General features: G+C 40.5%; 15 protein-coding genes. 11 read left to right on the plus strand and 4 right to left on the minus strand.

Annotated features, from left to right (window positions below; all coding sequences use genetic code 11):
* Nucleotides 1-268 precede the first annotated feature (268 nt).
* Entirely contained in the window at nucleotides 269-988 is a 720-nt protein-coding gene (locus SAE01_RS09155) for a head GIN domain-containing protein (protein WP_147203453.1), read from the minus strand.
* Between the two features lie 437 nt (nucleotides 989-1,425).
* Here SAE01_RS09155 and SAE01_RS09160 point away from each other — a divergent pair, with 437 nt between their 5' ends.
* From SAE01_RS09160 to SAE01_RS09200, 9 genes are all read left to right on the plus strand, one after another.
* Nucleotides 1,426-1,743: a hypothetical protein gene (locus SAE01_RS09160; protein WP_147203454.1), complete on the plus strand. Its 318-nt coding sequence runs from the start codon at nucleotides 1,426-1,428 to the stop codon at nucleotides 1,741-1,743.
* A 27-nt stretch (nucleotides 1,744-1,770) separates the two neighbouring features.
* Nucleotides 1,771-2,907, plus strand: coding sequence for an acyltransferase family protein (locus SAE01_RS09165; RefSeq protein ID WP_147203455.1), 1,137 nt, complete (start codon nucleotides 1,771-1,773; stop codon nucleotides 2,905-2,907).
* 189 nt (nucleotides 2,908-3,096) lie between these two features.
* On the plus strand, nucleotides 3,097-4,479 hold the full coding sequence (locus SAE01_RS09170) for a Gfo/Idh/MocA family protein (RefSeq protein WP_147203456.1): 1,383 nt from the start codon (nucleotides 3,097-3,099) through the stop codon (nucleotides 4,477-4,479).
* 9 nt (nucleotides 4,480-4,488) lie between these two features.
* A complete protein-coding gene (locus tag SAE01_RS09175) occupies nucleotides 4,489-5,208 on the plus strand; it encodes a 3-keto-disaccharide hydrolase (RefSeq protein WP_147203457.1) in 720 nt (239 codons plus the stop codon).
* Between the two features lie 204 nt (nucleotides 5,209-5,412).
* Nucleotides 5,413-6,795, plus strand: coding sequence for a tRNA uridine-5-carboxymethylaminomethyl(34) synthesis GTPase MnmE (gene mnmE / locus SAE01_RS09180; RefSeq protein ID WP_147203458.1), 1,383 nt, complete (start codon nucleotides 5,413-5,415; stop codon nucleotides 6,793-6,795).
* A gap of 294 nt (nucleotides 6,796-7,089) precedes the next feature.
* Nucleotides 7,090-7,302: a heavy-metal-associated domain-containing protein gene (locus SAE01_RS09185; RefSeq protein ID WP_147203459.1), complete on the plus strand. Its 213-nt coding sequence runs from the start codon at nucleotides 7,090-7,092 to the stop codon at nucleotides 7,300-7,302.
* An 84-nt stretch (nucleotides 7,303-7,386) separates the two neighbouring features.
* On the plus strand, nucleotides 7,387-7,932 hold the full coding sequence (locus SAE01_RS09190) for a DUF3347 domain-containing protein (protein WP_246113193.1): 546 nt from the start codon (nucleotides 7,387-7,389) through the stop codon (nucleotides 7,930-7,932).
* Between the two features lie 54 nt (nucleotides 7,933-7,986).
* Entirely contained in the window at nucleotides 7,987-8,538 is a 552-nt protein-coding gene (locus SAE01_RS24795; protein WP_147203461.1) for a heavy metal-binding domain-containing protein, read from the plus strand.
* Nucleotides 8,539-8,550: 12 nt separating this feature from the next.
* A complete protein-coding gene (locus SAE01_RS09200; protein WP_147203462.1) occupies nucleotides 8,551-10,743 on the plus strand; it encodes a multicopper oxidase domain-containing protein in 2,193 nt (730 codons plus the stop codon).
* A 51-nt stretch (nucleotides 10,744-10,794) separates the two neighbouring features.
* Here the strand turns inward: SAE01_RS09200 and SAE01_RS09205 are convergent, their stop codons facing one another.
* A complete protein-coding gene (locus tag SAE01_RS09205) occupies nucleotides 10,795-13,233 on the minus strand; it encodes a mechanosensitive ion channel family protein (protein ID WP_147203463.1) in 2,439 nt (812 codons plus the stop codon).
* A gap of 284 nt (nucleotides 13,234-13,517) precedes the next feature.
* Here SAE01_RS09205 and SAE01_RS24440 point away from each other — a divergent pair, with 284 nt between their 5' ends.
* Complete coding sequence (locus SAE01_RS24440) at nucleotides 13,518-13,706, plus strand: hypothetical protein (RefSeq protein WP_170234122.1); 189 nt, start codon at nucleotides 13,518-13,520, stop codon at nucleotides 13,704-13,706.
* A 284-nt stretch (nucleotides 13,707-13,990) separates the two neighbouring features.
* On the opposite strand, the gene SAE01_RS09210 is transcribed toward SAE01_RS24440, so the two are convergent.
* Both SAE01_RS09210 and SAE01_RS09215 read right to left on the minus strand, forming a co-directional pair.
* Nucleotides 13,991-14,278 (minus strand): YtxH domain-containing protein, encoded by a 288-nt coding sequence (locus SAE01_RS09210; RefSeq protein ID WP_147203464.1) that lies wholly within the window; start codon nucleotides 14,276-14,278, stop codon nucleotides 13,991-13,993.
* 211 nt (nucleotides 14,279-14,489) lie between these two features.
* Nucleotides 14,490-14,726 (minus strand): DUF488 family protein, encoded by a 237-nt coding sequence (locus SAE01_RS09215; protein WP_170234123.1) that lies wholly within the window; start codon nucleotides 14,724-14,726, stop codon nucleotides 14,490-14,492.
* 139 nt (nucleotides 14,727-14,865) lie between these two features.
* Between SAE01_RS09215 and SAE01_RS09220 the strand changes: the two genes are divergently transcribed.
* On the plus strand, nucleotides 14,866-17,280 hold the full coding sequence (locus SAE01_RS09220; RefSeq protein ID WP_147203466.1) for a hypothetical protein: 2,415 nt from the start codon (nucleotides 14,866-14,868) through the stop codon (nucleotides 17,278-17,280).
* Nucleotides 17,281-17,326: the final 46 nt, after the last annotated feature.

The raw sequence follows: 17,326 nt of genomic DNA on the forward strand, positions 1-17,326 counted from the left end.
TAAAAGATTAGTTACATAAAGATGAAACTAATTTTTTAGTTGTACAACTATTTTTATAGTTATTCTTCAAAATATTTTTGTTGGAAGGGTTTTAACGTTAAAAAGGGATTTTTTAAAAATGAGGTAAAACTTGACAAAGGAGTATTGAGACCACCAGAAGAAAAAAAGGAGACGATGTAGTAATTGAACCTTTTGATTTATAATTTCTGTCAAACAAAAAATCCCCTTACAGAAATTGTAAGGGGATTAAAAAATACTGAGCAGCGGCTTAAGCCTTTATAATCTTTCCGCTACCCGAAGATTTTAAACTAATATTTGTCGCAGAGCCTTTGTAATAAATGTTTCCGCTGCCGCTCACTTTTGCATCAATGCTTTTGTTTGCGTAAACTTTTATGTTGCCACTTCCGCTGACATGTGCTAAAACGTCGTTGCAGCTTACCTCGCTACAGTCAATGTTACCACTGCCACTTACGCCCGCGTCAATGTTGTTGGTGCTCCTTCCTTTCAGCGTTACATTTCCGCTGCCCGAAATATTTATCTTGGTTTCAGCAAATGAATTTATTCCCACGTTAATGTTGCCAGAGCCCGAGACAGCAATGTCAGTCCTGCTGTCGTTGCTAAAATCACCGTTACCCGTAATGTTTCCACTGCCGGAAACCCTTAGCCTTTTAAGGGTGGTTAACGATGCATGAACAATAATTTTATGCTTGCTACTTATGCTTACTTTATTTCTTGTTTTTATCACAAGGTTTCCGTTTTCAACTGAAGTTTCTACGTATGGCAATATGTTTTCATCACCCTCTATTGTTATGGTTTTCGAGTCCCCATAATTCAAATCAACGTTTACGCTACCGGCGACCATTACACCTGTAAAACTGCTTACTTCTCGTGTCTCTTTTTTAAGATTTCCGTCCCCGGTTATTTTCTGAAACTGCGCGAAGCCACCGACGGCAATTAGAGTGAATAATGCAAAAAGCGACTTTTTCATAATAACATAATTTTGAGTTTATAAAAGTATTTGAGGTTGAACGACCCAGTGAAAATTAAGTTACAAAAGGTAGTGATTTTCGTGATGAAAGGAATAAAGAAAGGATAAATGTAATATTCCGATAGGGCAGCTTGCCAGGTTAGTTTTAGATACATAGCATTTTTTTTGTGAGTACGCGTACTGCTTCTTTGGTCATCATCGTTGCGTCGCAAGCACTTCAACTCTATATCATTTGGATAATTCAGCTTCTGGTGCTTAGCTTGCTTGTAGGTGCAATCGCTTTAAAGGATTAAAGGTTTTCTGGCCCTTTTTTTAGGTTTGCCAATGTTTGGTGGTTCTGTCTTTTTGTTAGAAATAATTTTTGTCCATCCTTGAATCTTATCGGTATTTTAGTTTCCTCAATTAATACAGACCAAACTAATAGAGACCAAACTACTATGCGGCATCTGCTCCTAATTTTGCTTGTTATACTTCTAGGCTGCGAAAACCATTCGTACGAAAGTGACAAAAGACAGTTGATTGCTAAGGATGAAATCAGGAGAAAGCTGCGTCGCGCACGTTCTTTCGACATAACCGGTTTCAAGGAAGACACTCTTAAAAATTCGGCTGATACTACTTTTAAAAATCCTCTACAGTATTCACTAGATTTCCAGTATACCGACTCCGCAGGAACGGTGCAAAAGAAAAAGGGAATTGTATTATTTACACCTGACGGACAGTCAGTCATCAATTCTCGAATTGTTGAGGAGAATTAATTGCACACACACACTAACTATTGATATATGAATGGACAAAGCCAGCGGTTTCTTTCTCTCGACGTATTCCGGGGAATGACAATTTGCTTTATGATCATCGTAAATACTCCCGGAAGTGGCGCTTCGCCTTTTGCTCCCCTTGAGCATGCTCAGTGGCATGGCTTTACTCCAACCGATCTTGTTTTCCCATCGTTTTTATTTGCTGTAGGAAATGCGATGAGCTTTTCCCTTGGCAGGTACAAAGAGATTAGTAACGCAGCTTTCTTTAAAAAGATAATTAAGCGTACGCTGCTGATTTTTCTGATTGGCTATTTAATGTATTGGTTTCCCTTTTTTCGCCTTGACAATTCAGGTCATATCACTGGCGCGCCTATTAGTAACACACGCATCATGGGCGTACTGCAACGCATCGCACTTTCTTACTTTTTTGCCTCTTTGTTAATACATTATTTAAGGCCGAAAAAGGTTGTTATTGCCAGCATTCTTTTGTTGCTGGGTTATTGGATCATCTTACTTCTTTTCGGTGACCGTGACCAGCCGTATAGCATGCTCGGCAATGCAGGCATTTACCTGGATAAATTTCTAATGGGACCAAATCATATGTATCATGGCGAAGGTGTGGCATTCGATCCCGAAGGCTGGCTGAGTACAATGACCTCGATTGTAAACGTCGTGATCGGGTATTTTGCAGGAAAATTTATACAGGAAAAAGGCAAAGGCTACGAAACAATTTCTAAACTGATGCTGACAGGTGCGCTCCTTATTTTTATTGCCCTGTGGTGGAACATGGTGTTCCCGATTAATAAAAAATTATGGAGTAGCCCATTTGTTCTGCTAACTACAGGAATTGACCTTTTACTGATTTCAGCCCTTGTTTACATTCTAGAGATAAAGAACCAAAATCAGCTAAAGTGGACGGACTTTTTTCTTATTCTCGGAAGGAACCCGTTGTTTATTTATATCCTTTCAGAGGTACTTGTAATTATTCTTTACATGATACCTACGGGTGGAGGCGAGAACCTGTTTGGGTCAATAAACAGCACGGTTTTTCAAACTATTGCCCCGGGCGCTATTGGGTCTTTTTTGTTTGCTATCTCATTTATGCTAGTCTGTTGGGCAGTAGGATGGTGGCTGAATAAGAGACGGATTTATATTAAAGTATAAATGCGGGGTACTGGTTGTGAAGTCATAAGTTGGACCGATCAACAGGTTTACCTGAAGTACAAGAGTGCGACGCAACGATGCAACATCGAGGAAACCTGTGCCGGCTTCAAATAGATTCAACCCCGTTACAAGAAAAATATTTAGTTTAGTCAGGCATTTTATAGTTCACATAATTTTAAAAAAACGTGCATGTCAAAAATCAATAACGATGATTCAAGACGCTCCTTTATTAGTAAAATGACTAAAGGAGTTGTCGGTGCTGCCTTACTACCTTCGATTGTTACGGCTAAAGACCGCAAACGGAACCTGGAAGAACTTGTGAGAAGTGGACAGAAATACTCAGCCAACGACCAGATACAAGTTGCCCTAATTGGGGCCGGTGGAATGGGAACTGCGGACACAAATACTGCCATCACAGTTCCGGGAATAAAACTGGTGGCAGTGTGCGATCTCTACGATGGTCGCCTTGCAACTGCAAAAACAAAGTGGGGTAGTGATTTAACCACTACCCGTGAATACAAAGACATTATCAACAGAAAAGATATTGACGCAGTAATCATTGCAACGCCGGATCATTGGCATAAGGACATTTCTATAGCAGCAATGAATAGTGGTAAGCATGTGTATTGCGAAAAGCCAATGGTGCACGACATTACTGAAGGTCCCGCAGTAATAGCCGCGCAGAATAAGAACAAGGTAATTATGCAGGTGGGAAGCCAGGGCATGAGTTCTCTGGGAAATGAAAAAGGCAGGCAATTGCTTAAAGATGGTGCTATCGGACAACTCAATTATGCCGAAGCATTTTATGCTAGAATGTCCCCAACAGGTGCGTGGCAATATCCAATTCCGCCCGATGCTTCTCCTGCTAACGTGGGCTGGGATAGGTTTGTAGAGAACACTAATAAAAGACCTTTTGATCCCACCCGCTTCTTCCGTTGGAGAAACTACCGCGATTATGGAACAGGTGTTTCAGGCGATTTGTTTGTGCATTTGTTTTCAAGCCTTCATTTTGTTACAGGCTCACTAGGTCCGGACAAGATTATGGCTACCGGTGGTTTAAGATATTGGAAAGATGGAAGAGAAGTGCCTGACGTAATGCTTGGCATGTTCGACTATCCTGAAACCAAAATTCACCCTGCTTTTAATTTATCTCTCCGGGTAAACTTTATAGATGGAACGGGCGGTACCAACTACCTGAGAATGGTTGGAAGTGAAGGCTCGATGACAGTCGAGTGGGATAAAGTGACTGTGTTTAGAAATAGCGACCATTCAGACCCAAATGATCCGCTAACACAAACGAAGATTACCGGCGCAGGAAAAGAATATGTGTACGATCGTAAATCTATGATGCCTCCTGGAAAGATGGAATATACTGCTGAGCCGGGATATAAAGGTGCCCACTTTGATCACTTTTATAACTGGGCATCTGCCATCAGAAACAAGGGTAAAGTAACCGAAGATCCGTTGTTTGGATATCGGGCCGCCGCCCCTGCATTGTTGTGCAACGACAGTTATTTCAATAATAAAATTATGCGTTGGGATCCTGAGAATTTAAAATTACTAAATACATAAAACACAATAATGAAGCAGAAGATTTTGGCAGTTAGCGTGGTTGTTTCGGCGATCGTTTTAAGCAGTTATTCTTATATGGCAGGCAAGGATAACACGCTCACGCCAAGCGAGAAGAAAACAGGTTGGAAACTATTGTTCGATGGCAAAAGCTTGAATGGTTGGCGCGCCTATCAAAATAAGGAGACTAACTCATGGTCAGCCAAGGATGGAGTAATGTATTGCAAGGGCAGTTCCACTGATAAAAGCGACTTAAGAGCTGATATGATTACAGACAAGCAATACGAAAATTTCGACTTGTCGGTAGACTGGAAAATTTCTCCCCAGGGGAACAGCGGAATTTTATACCTGGTAACGGAAGAGTTCAAAGCTGCGTATTTAAGCGGCCCTGAATACCAGATCATCGACGATCTAAACTTTCCTCAAAAGCTCGAAGACTGGCAAAAGACAGGGGCAAATTATGCAATGGATCCAGCGCCGACTGCCGCACCTAACCCCGTTGGTCAATGGAACACCACAAGAATTGTAGTAAATAAAGGGCATGTGCAACATTGGCTTAACGGTAAAAAACTGCTGGACTTTCAAATGTGGACCGACGAGTGGAAGAAGAAGAAGACCGAAGGAAAGTGGAAGGATGCGCCGGGCTACGGTATGTCGAAAAAAGGCCACATCGGCTTACAGGATCACGGAAGTGAGGCTTGGTTCAAGAATCTAAAAATTAAGGAACTGTAGTAAGAATGTTTTTATGATACTTTTTAAAAATCCTTCCAATTGAAGGATTTTTTTTGTGAGGTGCCGGGTTGCAAAGCATTGTTATATTTAGCATTATTGCTGTAACGCATTTTAGATCATCCGCATACTTTAAACCATTTTCAGCCTTCTTTTACAAACTGGCAATATTACAAATACGGTTAGTTTTGCTAAAATTGAAAAAGGATGTTAGGGAAATTAGCAGATTGGAACGATACAATTGTAGCTCTTGCAACTCCACAAGGAATAGGGGCAATTGGTGTGGTAAGAGTAAGTGGTAAGTCAGCAATCGAAATAGTTGACCGCCTTTTTCCCGCTAAAGATCTTTGTGCTTGTAAGTCGCATACGCTGCACGTTGGTCTTCTTGAAGCAGATGGTGTGGCCATTGACCAGGTCGTTGTTTCATTATTTAAAGGGCCTGCTTCTTATACTGGAGAAAACGTGGTTGAAATCTCTTCGCACGGGTCACCTTATATTTTAGAAAAAATTATTACCGATATTACAGCCGCCGGAGCCCGTTTGGCTAAGCCCGGAGAATTTACACAGCGAGCTTTTTTGAATGGCAAGCTTGATCTTACACAAGCAGAGGCCGTAGCTGATCTAATCTATAGCAATACAGAGATTAGCCGTAAACACGCACTTCAAAACATTAGAGGAGGTTTTTCGTCAGTCCTTAAAACGCTGCGCGACCAGCTTCTATCTTTTTCTGCCCTAATAGAACTTGAGTTGGATTTTAGCCAGGAAGATGTGGAGTTTGCTGATCGAAGCCAATTGAATAGTATTATCAATAATGCTGAAAAAATGACGGATGAACTGTTATCCTCTTTTGCTTTAGGTAACGTGATAAAGAACGGGGTACAGGTAGCTATTATCGGGAAACCAAATGCCGGAAAATCAACTTTATTAAATACGCTCCTTAATGAAAACCGGGCTATTGTAAGTGAGATAGCCGGAACTACAAGAGACACCATTGAAGAAGTTTTAAATATTGATGGTATCCTATTCCGGCTTATCGATACGGCAGGTATCCGCCAACATACAACAGATTTAATTGAAAGCATTGGAGTCGAAAGGAGCCTTGAAAAGATGAGCCAGGCGGATGTAGTTATTTACCTATTTGATGTGAATGAAATCAACAAGGAAGAGCTGCAAGTGGTCATCCATGAAATGAATGAGAAGGCCATACACTACTTACTTGTAGGCAATAAAATTGATCTTAGTTCTGATAAAGTGCTGGCGGAAAAGTTTGCTAACATTAATGTACTCTACATATCAGCCGGCAATAAAAAGAATGTAGACATTGTTAAGCAAAGGCTGGTCGACGAGGTACTTGGTGGAAAGCTGCAAACAGAAAGCAGCGTCGTATCTAACGCAAGACATTATGAAGCATTGCGGTTAGTGCACCAGTCTCTCATCGATATCCAGAAGGGAATGGAAATAAATATTTCAGGTGACTTGCTATCACTTGACATCCGAAGATGCTTACACTACCTCGGCGAGATCACAGGCGAGATCACAAACGAGGACCAGTTAGACTACATTTTTAGCAAGTTCTGTATCGGCAAGTAGTCTGTAAAGATTAATAAATAAACCGGCCTTGTTTATAGGAAACTGGTTGTGACTAAAGAACTTTTCGGGCACTAAGCGGAAGCATTTTAATCAACATTCTTGTGTCACTCTCTTGTACGGTAAATCACTATTCCACGAACTATACAAGAGTCCCATAGCTTTTTATTTCGTCATTTTAGCCACTGAAAGTACCCTTATCTATGATCCCGAAATTGTGTAAATCAAATCAGGAATTCTGTAATAGTCGACAGAAAGGTTGTAACTAATTTTACATAACGAAATAAACAAAAGGTCATGAAAACAATAGAAGTAAAAACGAATATTATGTGCGGCGCTTGTGTGGCGAAAGTTACCCCTACCTTAAACAAGACAGTAGGAGAAACGAACTGGAAAGTTGATACCGTTAACCCAAAGAAAGTCCTTACGGTAACATCAGAAAACCTTGACGAAGAACAAATTATTAAGGCAGTCGAAAAAGCGGGTTACAAGGCTGAAAAGCTGTCATAAGAAACCAGGGCTTGCAGCCGGGCTCGAGTCAAGTATTGATATCGTAGAATGTTCAATTTTTTTAAAACATCAAATCATTTACAAGTGAAAAAGTTAATCTTAATAGCAACTATTCTTGGCTATACATCTATTGCTGCAATTACACAGAACGATCATGCTGGCCACGAGCAGAAGTCAACAACATCAAATAAAGAAAACACTACCAAGGCAACGGTAGTTGATGCGAACACACAACAACAGTTTTCACGGCTGTTGTCCTCATACCTCAATATAAAAAATGCCTTGGTAGCAGGTGATGCAACTTCTGCTGCGTCTAATGCTAACCAATTTTTACGAACAGCTAACACCGTTGACTATAAAGTAATTTCAGAAGGCAATGTTCATATCCTTTCTAATGATGCTGGTAAAATTTCAGCAACAAAAGATCTGAAAAAGCAACGGGAAATTTTTGCCTCTCTTTCATCTAACATGGCATCTGTTGCTAAGGCTTTTAAGTTAAGCGATAAGCCACTTTATTTGCAGTATTGTCCGATGAAAAAAGCCTCTTGGCTTAGTCTTGAAAAACAAATTAAGAACCCCTACTACGGTACTACTATGCTAACATGTGGCGAGGTGCAAGAAACATTATAGTCAATCTTTCCCCTGATTTGATTACATGCTTTCAAGCAATGCAAATAATATTTCATGAAAAGAATATTCTTATTATTAATGCAGGCTTTATTGTTCGTAGCGGCGGCAACTGCACAAACAACGAAAGTGATGTACACTTGTCCCATGCACCCGGAAGTGGAAATGTCTAAGCCGGGTAATTGTCCAAAGTGTGGGATGACTTTAAAGAAAAAAACAATTAAGGTCAATACACCAAAAAAGACAGTAAAGACAACTACTTTAAAATCGCCAGCAACTAAAAAGTCAGTAATTACAACTGAATCTTCTGCAGTTAACAAGGAGGCGCAGGAAGTTGTAAAGGATGAAACGATTGAGGCGCATAACCATAGTGAGATGAACATGAGCAATAGCGATGCTTCTAAGGCTGAACAGAAGGTAATGTACTCTTGTCCTATGCACCCTGAAGTTCAATCAGGCAAACCAGGCAAATGTCCAAAGTGTGGTATGACTTTGATCAAAAAAACAATACAGGATACTAAGCCGGAAAGTTCAAGCAGCAACGGAACAAAGCAAGAAGGTAGCACTGATCTTGCGGATGAAAAGGTAAGCGGCAAATTAAATCTGTAAGCAGGTAAAACTGTGGTTTACCATTTATTTGTTAGAGATACGACCGTAAACTTTTCAGGAAAAAACAAGAAAGCTGTTGCAATCAATGGCTCTATACCTGGTCCGACCCTAACTTTTACTGAAGGCGATACAGCCGAGATTCATTTACACAATCAACTTAAAGAAGAAACTTCATTGCACTGGCACGGTATCATTTTGCCAAACCGCTTTGATGGTGTTCCCTTCTTAACAACCAAGCCTATTCATCCCGGTGACACTTATGTATACAAATTCAAAGTAGTTCAGAACGGTACTTATTGGTATCATTCTCACAGTGCACTACAAGAACAGGTAGGCATGTATGGCGCATTGATCTTGAATAAAAGAGAAGAGGCGCAACCTCTCTCTTCTAAAAGAGAGAGCTGGGGCGAGGTGAATGTAGTTTTAAGTGAGTGGGCGGATGAAAACCCCATGCAAACACAACGGAGACTACGAACAGCGAATGATTGGTTTGCTATAAAGAAGGGTAGTACTCAAAGTTATTCGGTGGCTATTAGAGAAGGCCACCTAAAAACGAAGCTGGTCAACGAATGGAAGCGAATGAAAGCAATGGATGTTAGCGATGACTGGTACCAGAAATTTTTAGTGAATGGCAAACCTGAAACACAGGAACAACAATTTAAAGCGGGTGATAAAGTACTACTTCATATTGTTAACGCAGGTGCGTCAACCTACTTCTGGTTAACATTTGGAGGTGGTAAAATGAGTGTAGTAGGTAACGATGGAAATGAGGTAACGCCGGTAGAAGTAGACCGACTAATTATTGCCCCGGCAGAAACGTATGATATAGTTGTGACGATACGGGAGAACATGAGTTACGAGTTTAGGGCAACGTCAGAAGACCGTACAGGTGCATCTTCACTTTGGTTAGGAACAGGCATGAAAATGCCGGCCTTCAAACTGCCTCGTCTCAAATATTTCGAAGGCATGAAGATGATGAACGATATGATGAATGTCGACGGCACCATGAAAGACATGGGAATGAATATGAGCCTTCAAAAGATGGACATGAACACTGTAATGTATCCCGAGATCACAGGGGGTGTGGGAGACACGGCGGCTTCAGGGAACAATAATCCCGAAACGAAAAATCAAAGCATGGGTAACATGCAGCACGACATGAGCAACATGCGTACTCCTGTCAGTGGTAACATTGTTACACTCAATTATGATATGCTTCGCTCGCCTATTAAAACATCTTTACCGGAGGGAAATACACGAACCCTTCACTTCAACCTTAGCGGTAACATGAACCGCTACGTCTGGACTTTAGATAACAAGACAGTTACAGAAGCCGACAGGATAATAATCAACAAAGGTAAAAACCTTCGCCTTGTTCTTACCAACAATTCAATGATGCGTCACCCAATGCACCTGCATGGTCACGACTTTAGAGTAGTAAATAGCCAGAGAGAATATTCGCCCCTAAAGAATGTGATTGACATTATGCCAATGGAAACAGATACCATCGAATTTGCCGCAAACCAGGATGGCAACTGGTTCTTTCACTGTCACATTTTGTTTCACATGATGGCGGGCATGGGCAGAGTATTTACCTATGCTAATTCACCTGTCAATCCGGATTTGCCAGATGCCGAAAAAGCGTATAAAAAGTTTAAAAGGCATCCAGACAATATTATGAAGCATTTGATGGCAAGAATTGGTTTAGAGACTAATGGCAGTGATGGGGAGGCAATGCTTTCCTCAAACCGTTATGCAATAATTACTGAATGGCGTTTAGGATCACATCCAGAGCATGGTTATGAAAGCGAAACAATGTTTGGAAAATACATAGGGGTCAATCAATGGCTGTTTCCTTATGTCGGTTTTGATTATCACAAGAATAATAAAGAGAACGAAAGCGAGAAAAACTTCTTCGGTCAATATAGCAACCAGAACAACAGAAGAACATTTACTGCTGGTGTACAATACATGACACCTGGTTTATTTATAGCCGATGCAAGAGTTGATGGTAAAGGCAAGTTTCGTTTTGAATTAAGCAGGGAAGATATCCCCGTCACTCCACGTCTTCGTTTAGGAGTAATGGCTAATACGGATAAGGAATACATGGCCGGCTTTCGGTATGTACTTTCTAAATGGCTAACTGCTTCAACTCACTACGACAGCGACATGGGATACGGAGCAGGTATAACGATCACTTATTAATCAAGCAAATAATTAGTAGTATTATTTACAGCCTACTAAGTAATGCCTCTGTTAGCTTAACTCTGAAGTGCCTTCTGTTATTTTCCATGGGGTTATAGTTTTGGGTATGTATGGTTCTATAAGAGGACTTTTATAAACAGGGTATTGGACACCGTTAGCAGCTAGCAAATTATAAATTTCTATCATTGCGTTGCTGCGGATTGCTCCTGCCTCGGTCAAGTCTTGTACCCAAAACAAGATTTTCAGCTTGATCGCCAGGTCGCCAAAATGTTGTAATACTACGGCTGGTGGGTGATCTTTAATTATTTTTTCATTATTCGCCAGCATTTCCTGTATTAGCGATGTAATCTTTTTAATATCTGCCTGGTATGGAATGTCAATCAAAAATTCTATCTGTTTGTTACGATCCTGCATTGTCCAGTTAATCAGATGCTGGCTCAACAGGTCGCCGTTTGGCACAATAATATCAGCTCCTTCATTGTTATTTATCTTACTACTTCTTACGCCGATTTCTTTTACAACGCCTGTTTTGCCTCCCACTTCTATAAGATCGCCCACTTGTATGGGTCTCTCAAATGCAAGTATTACCCCCGAAACCAGGTTGTTCACGATGTTCTGCAAGCCAAAGCCAATGCCTACGCCCAGTGCACCTAACATCAACGACAGTTTATCTAATGGAACGCCGGCAGCAGCGACTGCGATACAAAAACCGAGTGTCCAAATGGTTAAGCGTATCAGCAACATCATTGAGCCTACCCGACTGCGGCTGTTCGAGTTCTTTGTTTTTTCGTTTCCAAAGAAAAAGTTGATGGCACCCGATATCACTGAAGAAAGCCAAATGATACAAATGAAAATAGCTACGCTTTTAAATGAAAATACCATGCTGCCAATTGTTCTTGTTTCGTTGAAGAAAGAAGCAAGCACTTCAAGCATTGCATCATAAAGAGTAAAGTTGCGAGCTAGCGAGACTGTCCATGCTATTGTTGACAACACCCAAAGGATTCTCAAAAATTGGTTTTCAAGAATTTTATAATTAATAAACTTGGCGAAGCGGCTATCACGGTAAGCTTCGGAGTGAACATAAATAGCTTCAAGTACCATCGTGCAAAATACTTTGAAACTAACGCCGAGTAAGAGGCATTGAACGGCGCTCACGCCAAATATTTTTGCCAGCGATACCCTTCCTGTAAGGTTGAAAATAATTGATAATACTACTTGTGACAGTGAGAAAATTGCAAGAGCCCGGGTTGCCGGAGATTCAGCCAGCCTGGTAAAGCCGGGCTTTTTGTTAATAACTATTTTCACGCAAATAGCGGCCAGTAAGACGCCTGCGAAGAACAGCCCCCAGCGTTCCCCAAATGCCGATTCAAGTAGTATATTATCCAGTGCATAGTATAGCCACAAAAAGCTCAACGAGAACCATATTATTTTGGACTGTTTTGATAAATAGGGTAATATCAGGTAGGTAAGAGTTGCTAAACGCAGCACCTCGCACGAATGCAGAAATGACATTGGCGGATTGGCAAAAAAGAATGGTAGATACGTAAAGAAACCCATCAGGCATCCAATGAAAATACTTCTACTTAGAAAGTGCATTGGTGCTACGACTGCAGCTACATTTTGTTGTTTTCTTATCCGCGTCATATTCAATAACATCCACGAAAAAGTAAAAATAAAAAGCATTAGTCCAACGGTTATTACACTCCATTTCCCCTTTAAATAAATCAGTATGATCAGCCACGACCTTTGCAGACCCAAGCTAGTTATTTCGACAAGGTCGTTTTTGTATTCCTCTTTCTTTGAACTGAACAGGGGAGACTCTTCCTGGTCCCACATCGCCATCTTAAACGAAAGAGCCAGGTAGTGCATGTCTGATATAATATCAGTGGCTTGAAGTAGGTTAACCGATACTTTATTTCTTAACAAGTTTACCTTCGTCAAGGTCTTCTGCTGCATCGAGTCGAGCTCGTGTCCCTCAACGCGTATATCCTGTAACTGCTCAAGCAAAACCGAATCTGATACATTGAAATTTAGAACAGGATCACGCAATATTTTCTTAACCTCTGTGTTACTCTGCGTTAATTCATTGCTGAAGTTGTTTAAAACCTTGTGGTATGAATCCAGCTTCCCTGAAATTTCATGCAACATGATTATTCCGCTATTTAAACTACGAAGGTTCATCTGGTTACCCTTCTTCTCCAGTCTTGACTTAAACCCTTTTACCCGTCTTTCAATGTCTGGTAGATTGAACGAAATAGGGGTAATATTGAATTTACGCCTAATCAAAAAATCGGTATGGTCAATAGTAGCCGTATAGGAAGCCACTTTCATCATTAATCCGGGTAGCATACTATCACTAACCATCGTCTTTCGCGGACCCGCTTTTATTGCCTGCAGTGGTTGCGAAAGAACCGCCTGGAAGGATGACAACATTACTGCTAGAGCTATAGAGAATAAATGAACCTTTTTATTTAAAGTGTAAAGCGTCATGAATTGATTTTAATCAGGTTCCTCGAATAACAGATACAGGAATACCTGGTTTGTAAGCAGTCAAACGAAAATTAGTTGAAGTGGGATCGTAAAAAACTTCTAACGAATCTAATCCCTATTGCTTCAGCTAATATTCCTCAATCAGTCTTCTGCATTAAATAAAGAACAGCACCCGAGCTTGGAAGCTTTCCAGGCCCGATACGTGTAATCCATATAATTAATTGACTAATCAGGATATAACGAATTGAAAACGTTTATAGTATTGTTACTCACCCGTCCTGGGCATGGGTGTGCACAAACGTCTTAAAGAGTTTGTGATTAAGCATGTAAGCCCTAATGCTTACTTAAAAGATTATAAAGCCATACTAGAAGAAGTGGCTGTTGGTAAAGCCGGAACATGGAGTTATTGCGATTTTTTCAGTGATCATAAAGAAACCGCAACACAGGTGAGGGATACTTGGGATATACGCTAACAATACATCTCACAGGGAACACTTAAACACGCCAAAATAGTAAAGTCATTAAGGTTAGTAGATATGGTCGCAATAGATCCAGTGACAATAGCCTTAATATTAAAAAATTAAAAAAATAATTTCCAACACAAAAACATTCGTTACTCTTTAAAACGAACCCACGGAAATAGTAAACCCGGTTTGGATAACTAAAAAAGCTTTAACCTCATTGTAATAAGAGTTAGACATCAAAACAAAGGCTTATCAATTAATAAAATTGATAAGCCTTTCGTTTTGTTCAATTCCTATTTTGCTTTAGCTGCATCATCCGCGCTACTTACAATACCTGAAACTTTTTCGATTCCCTGGTCTACAATGTCGCTGGCCGCCTGCTTCACGTTTTCGTATTTCCGGCGGGTACTTACTTTAAGTTCACCAACCTGTTGTAAAGTTTTATTTCTCAATTTCCTGGTTTTTTTAGCCAGCTGTTTTCTTGTCTTTCTGCCCTCATCGGTGGCAAATAATCCTGCTACAACACTGCCTAAAGCAGCAACTGCTAAAGCGCCTATGATTACTTTTGTTTTCGAGTTCATAATGTTTGTTTTTTGTGATAGTTAGATCAGGTAAAAAACAATGCCAACAGCCTCAATTGTGGGGAGTACTTGCTACGATACAACCAGCCGTATTTCATCCTTTTGTACCGATATCCGTCTAATTAAAGAAGGGAGATTATATTTTAAGGATTGCGAAAGGACGAAGGATCTGTCAAGGGTCAAGGCCCTGGTTTGCATGAGAGTTTACCATTTACAATTTCAGCCCGCGAAGTATAGGGATGTTCTTTAGCCCTTCTGTAAATTCTTCCGTCTCCAAATAATCCCCATAAGACCTAAAAGCAGGATGCCTCCACTCCGTATTTTCAAATTCTTTGTTAAGCTTTCTTCTTCCACCTAGTTCAACCAAATGCTCGTACCCGATATTGATATGCGGTAAAGAAACGTATAGTTGTTTCCTATTGAAGTACCAGAAGTGATATTTAAGCAAAAGGCCAAGCTTAGGTTCGATACACTTGACCAAATTTTATACCCTGCTCCACCGCTATAATTTCTCTTATTATTGGCAGTATGAACATTTTTATTTGCCTTAAATTCGCTTTTAGCGTTTTGACGTTAAATACAAATACATGAAGAAAACTCTGCTTCTTTCCATCTTTCTCTTTATATCATTTCTATCCATACATGCCCAGGTAATTGACTCGATGATCAAGGTTTACTCGGAGCAGGTGCCGGATGAAAAGGCTTATGTACATTTTGACAAAGACCTTTATAGAGCCGGCGAAACAATCTGGTTTAAGGCCTACCTTTTTTCCGGTTTCAGTTTGTCTTCGACAAGCAAAAATTTCTATGCGGAGCTGGTAAATGACAAGGGAAATATTGTGCAACGAAAGGTATATCCTATAGCTGAGTCTTCTTCGTCAGGAAGCTTTGATTTGCCTGACTCAATGCCTGCTGGAAACATGGTCTTTAGGGGCTACACTGTTTGGATGTATAATTTTGATACGGCTTTTATCTTCCAGAAAAATATTGTCGTCACCGACAAAGCCGGCTTAACAGAAAAAAAGAAGTCGGAGGTAGTTAAAACCTATTCTATACAATTTTTCCCTGAAGGCGGAAACCTTGTCAATAACCTTCAATCTGTAGTGGCCTTTAAAGCGAACGATGAATTGGGATTGCCCGTTGCTGCAAACGGAAACATTGTGGATAGCAAAGGCACCGTCGTTACTTCTTTTTCTTCTAAGCACGATGGCATGGGTGCTTTCAATTTAACTCCCTCTCCGAATGAAACATACCAAGCAGTATGGAATGATCCCTCCGGAAAAAAGCAAACGATATCCTTGCCTGAAGTAAAAGCCCAGGGGTATGTTTTAAAAATATCAGGCGCATCAGGTAAAAAGGTTTTTATGCTGACGCGAACAGACGAGGTTCCGGAAAGCTGGAAAAAAGTAAACATTATTGCTCTCCTTGGACAGGAAAGAATATATAAAGCCAAAGCAAACCTTGCTGAAACAAAAGTTACGAGTGGCACTATCCCTGTTGAAAATTTGCCATCCGGAATAATGCAGATCACCATCTTTAGCGATACCTGGGAGCCTATTGCGGAAAGGATAACAATGATAAATAACGGCAATTATACTTTCCAGGCAAAAGTGAACACTCCTGAGTTGAACACAAATTTTAGGGCAAAAAATACGATTGAGATCGAAGTCGACGACACTGTCTTATCTAATCTTTCATTGGCCGTTACCGATGCGGCTATTGGAAGGCAGACTTCGGGAGACAATATTATATCAAGGATGTTACTGTCGGGAGACATCAAAGGTTATGTTTATAATCCCACCTATTATTTTGCTAATAACGCCGATAGCACTGCCAATAATCTTGATCTTGTTTTGCTTACACATGGTTGGCGCCGGTACAATTGGGCTACCCTTGCAAGAGGACGAAAGCCTGTTATCAAGTTTCCTGCTGACAACTATTTGACTCTTGAAGCCAAAGTCTTTGGTGTCACAACCGCTTCACCGCTTCGAACTGACGAACAGTTGCTGATCTTTATACAAAGCAAAGATTCTTCATCCCAATTTTTGGAAATGCCTAAAACGGGCGTTGATAAATTCACGCTACCCAATGTTATTTTTTATGATACAGCTACTGTTTTCTACCAGTTCATGAAAGATAAAAAAGCGGAAAAGGAAATGAGTTTAGGGTTCTATAACAACTTCATAAAGGGAGCAAGACGAATTGATTTTTTAAACAGGCCTTTGAATTTAGAAGTTGATACGGCGGCAATTGCAAGGACAAAATTTTTTGCAGATAAGCTATTTCAGCTAGGAAGCAAATTCGATCCAAAAGGTAATGTACTAGAGGCGGTAACGGTAAAAACGCGAACCAAAAGCCCTACTCAACAGTTGGACGAGAAATATGCAAGTGGGTTGTTTAGGGGCGACAATGGCTACTCTTTTGATCTGACGAACAACCAGGCGACCTCTTATTTCGATATTTTTTCTTTCTTACAGGGAAGGGTTGCGGGCCTGCAAATAACCGGTCAAGGCTCCAATGCATCTCTAACCTGGAGGGGTAGCAGGCCGGCGCTTTTCTTAAATGAAATGCAGACAGACGTGTCTCAAATTTCTTCCATATCAGTTAGTGACGTGGCTTATATTAAAGTAATGCGCCCTCCTTTTATTGGAGCAACCGGTGGCGGAGCTGGTGGAGCGATTGCAGTGTACACTAAAAAAGGCGGTGATGTAAAACAAGAACCAGGAAAAGGTTTAAATAAAAGTTTAGTGGTTGGTTATTCTGCTCCAAAAGAATTTTATTCTCCTAATTATAAAGATTTATCAGGATCATCGGAGGTCACGGCCGACTATCGCACAACCCTTTATTGGAACCCTATGATTTTAACTGATGCTACCAGAAAGAAAGTTCGTTTTGAGTTTTACAACAATGATATTACGAAAGCTTATAGGGTAATACTTGAAGGTGTAAATGAAATAGGTAAGATGGTGAGGGTGGAAAAAGTTATCCAACAGCCCAAATAGAGCCTGTACTTCAGCTGCATTTCCAGACATAGTTTCTTATGTTGTG

Source organism: Segetibacter aerophilus, assembly GCF_007991655.1.
In the GTDB taxonomy this organism is placed as follows: Bacteria; Bacteroidota; Bacteroidia; order Chitinophagales; family Chitinophagaceae; genus Segetibacter; species Segetibacter aerophilus.

Coding starts and splice junctions, on each gene's coding strand:
- SAE01_RS09155 (WP_147203453.1), bottom strand. CDS start 988: ATGAAAAAGTCGCTTTTTGCATTATTCACTCTAATTGCCGTCGGTGGC.
- SAE01_RS09160 (WP_147203454.1), top strand. CDS start 1,426: ATGCGGCATCTGCTCCTAATTTTGCTTGTTATACTTCTAGGCTGCGAA.
- SAE01_RS09165 (WP_147203455.1), top strand. CDS start 1,771: ATGAATGGACAAAGCCAGCGGTTTCTTTCTCTCGACGTATTCCGGGGA.
- SAE01_RS09170 (WP_147203456.1), top strand. CDS start 3,097: ATGTCAAAAATCAATAACGATGATTCAAGACGCTCCTTTATTAGTAAA.
- SAE01_RS09175 (WP_147203457.1), top strand. CDS start 4,489: ATGAAGCAGAAGATTTTGGCAGTTAGCGTGGTTGTTTCGGCGATCGTT.
- mnmE (WP_147203458.1), top strand. CDS start 5,413: ATGTTAGGGAAATTAGCAGATTGGAACGATACAATTGTAGCTCTTGCA.
- SAE01_RS09185 (WP_147203459.1), top strand. CDS start 7,090: ATGAAAACAATAGAAGTAAAAACGAATATTATGTGCGGCGCTTGTGTG.
- SAE01_RS24795 (WP_147203461.1), top strand. CDS start 7,987: ATGAAAAGAATATTCTTATTATTAATGCAGGCTTTATTGTTCGTAGCG.
- SAE01_RS09205 (WP_147203463.1), bottom strand. CDS start 13,233: ATGACGCTTTACACTTTAAATAAAAAGGTTCATTTATTCTCTATAGCT.
- SAE01_RS24440 (WP_170234122.1), top strand. CDS start 13,518: ATGGGTGTGCACAAACGTCTTAAAGAGTTTGTGATTAAGCATGTAAGC.
- SAE01_RS09210 (WP_147203464.1), bottom strand. CDS start 14,278: ATGAACTCGAAAACAAAAGTAATCATAGGCGCTTTAGCAGTTGCTGCT.
- SAE01_RS09220 (WP_147203466.1), top strand. CDS start 14,866: ATGAAGAAAACTCTGCTTCTTTCCATCTTTCTCTTTATATCATTTCTA.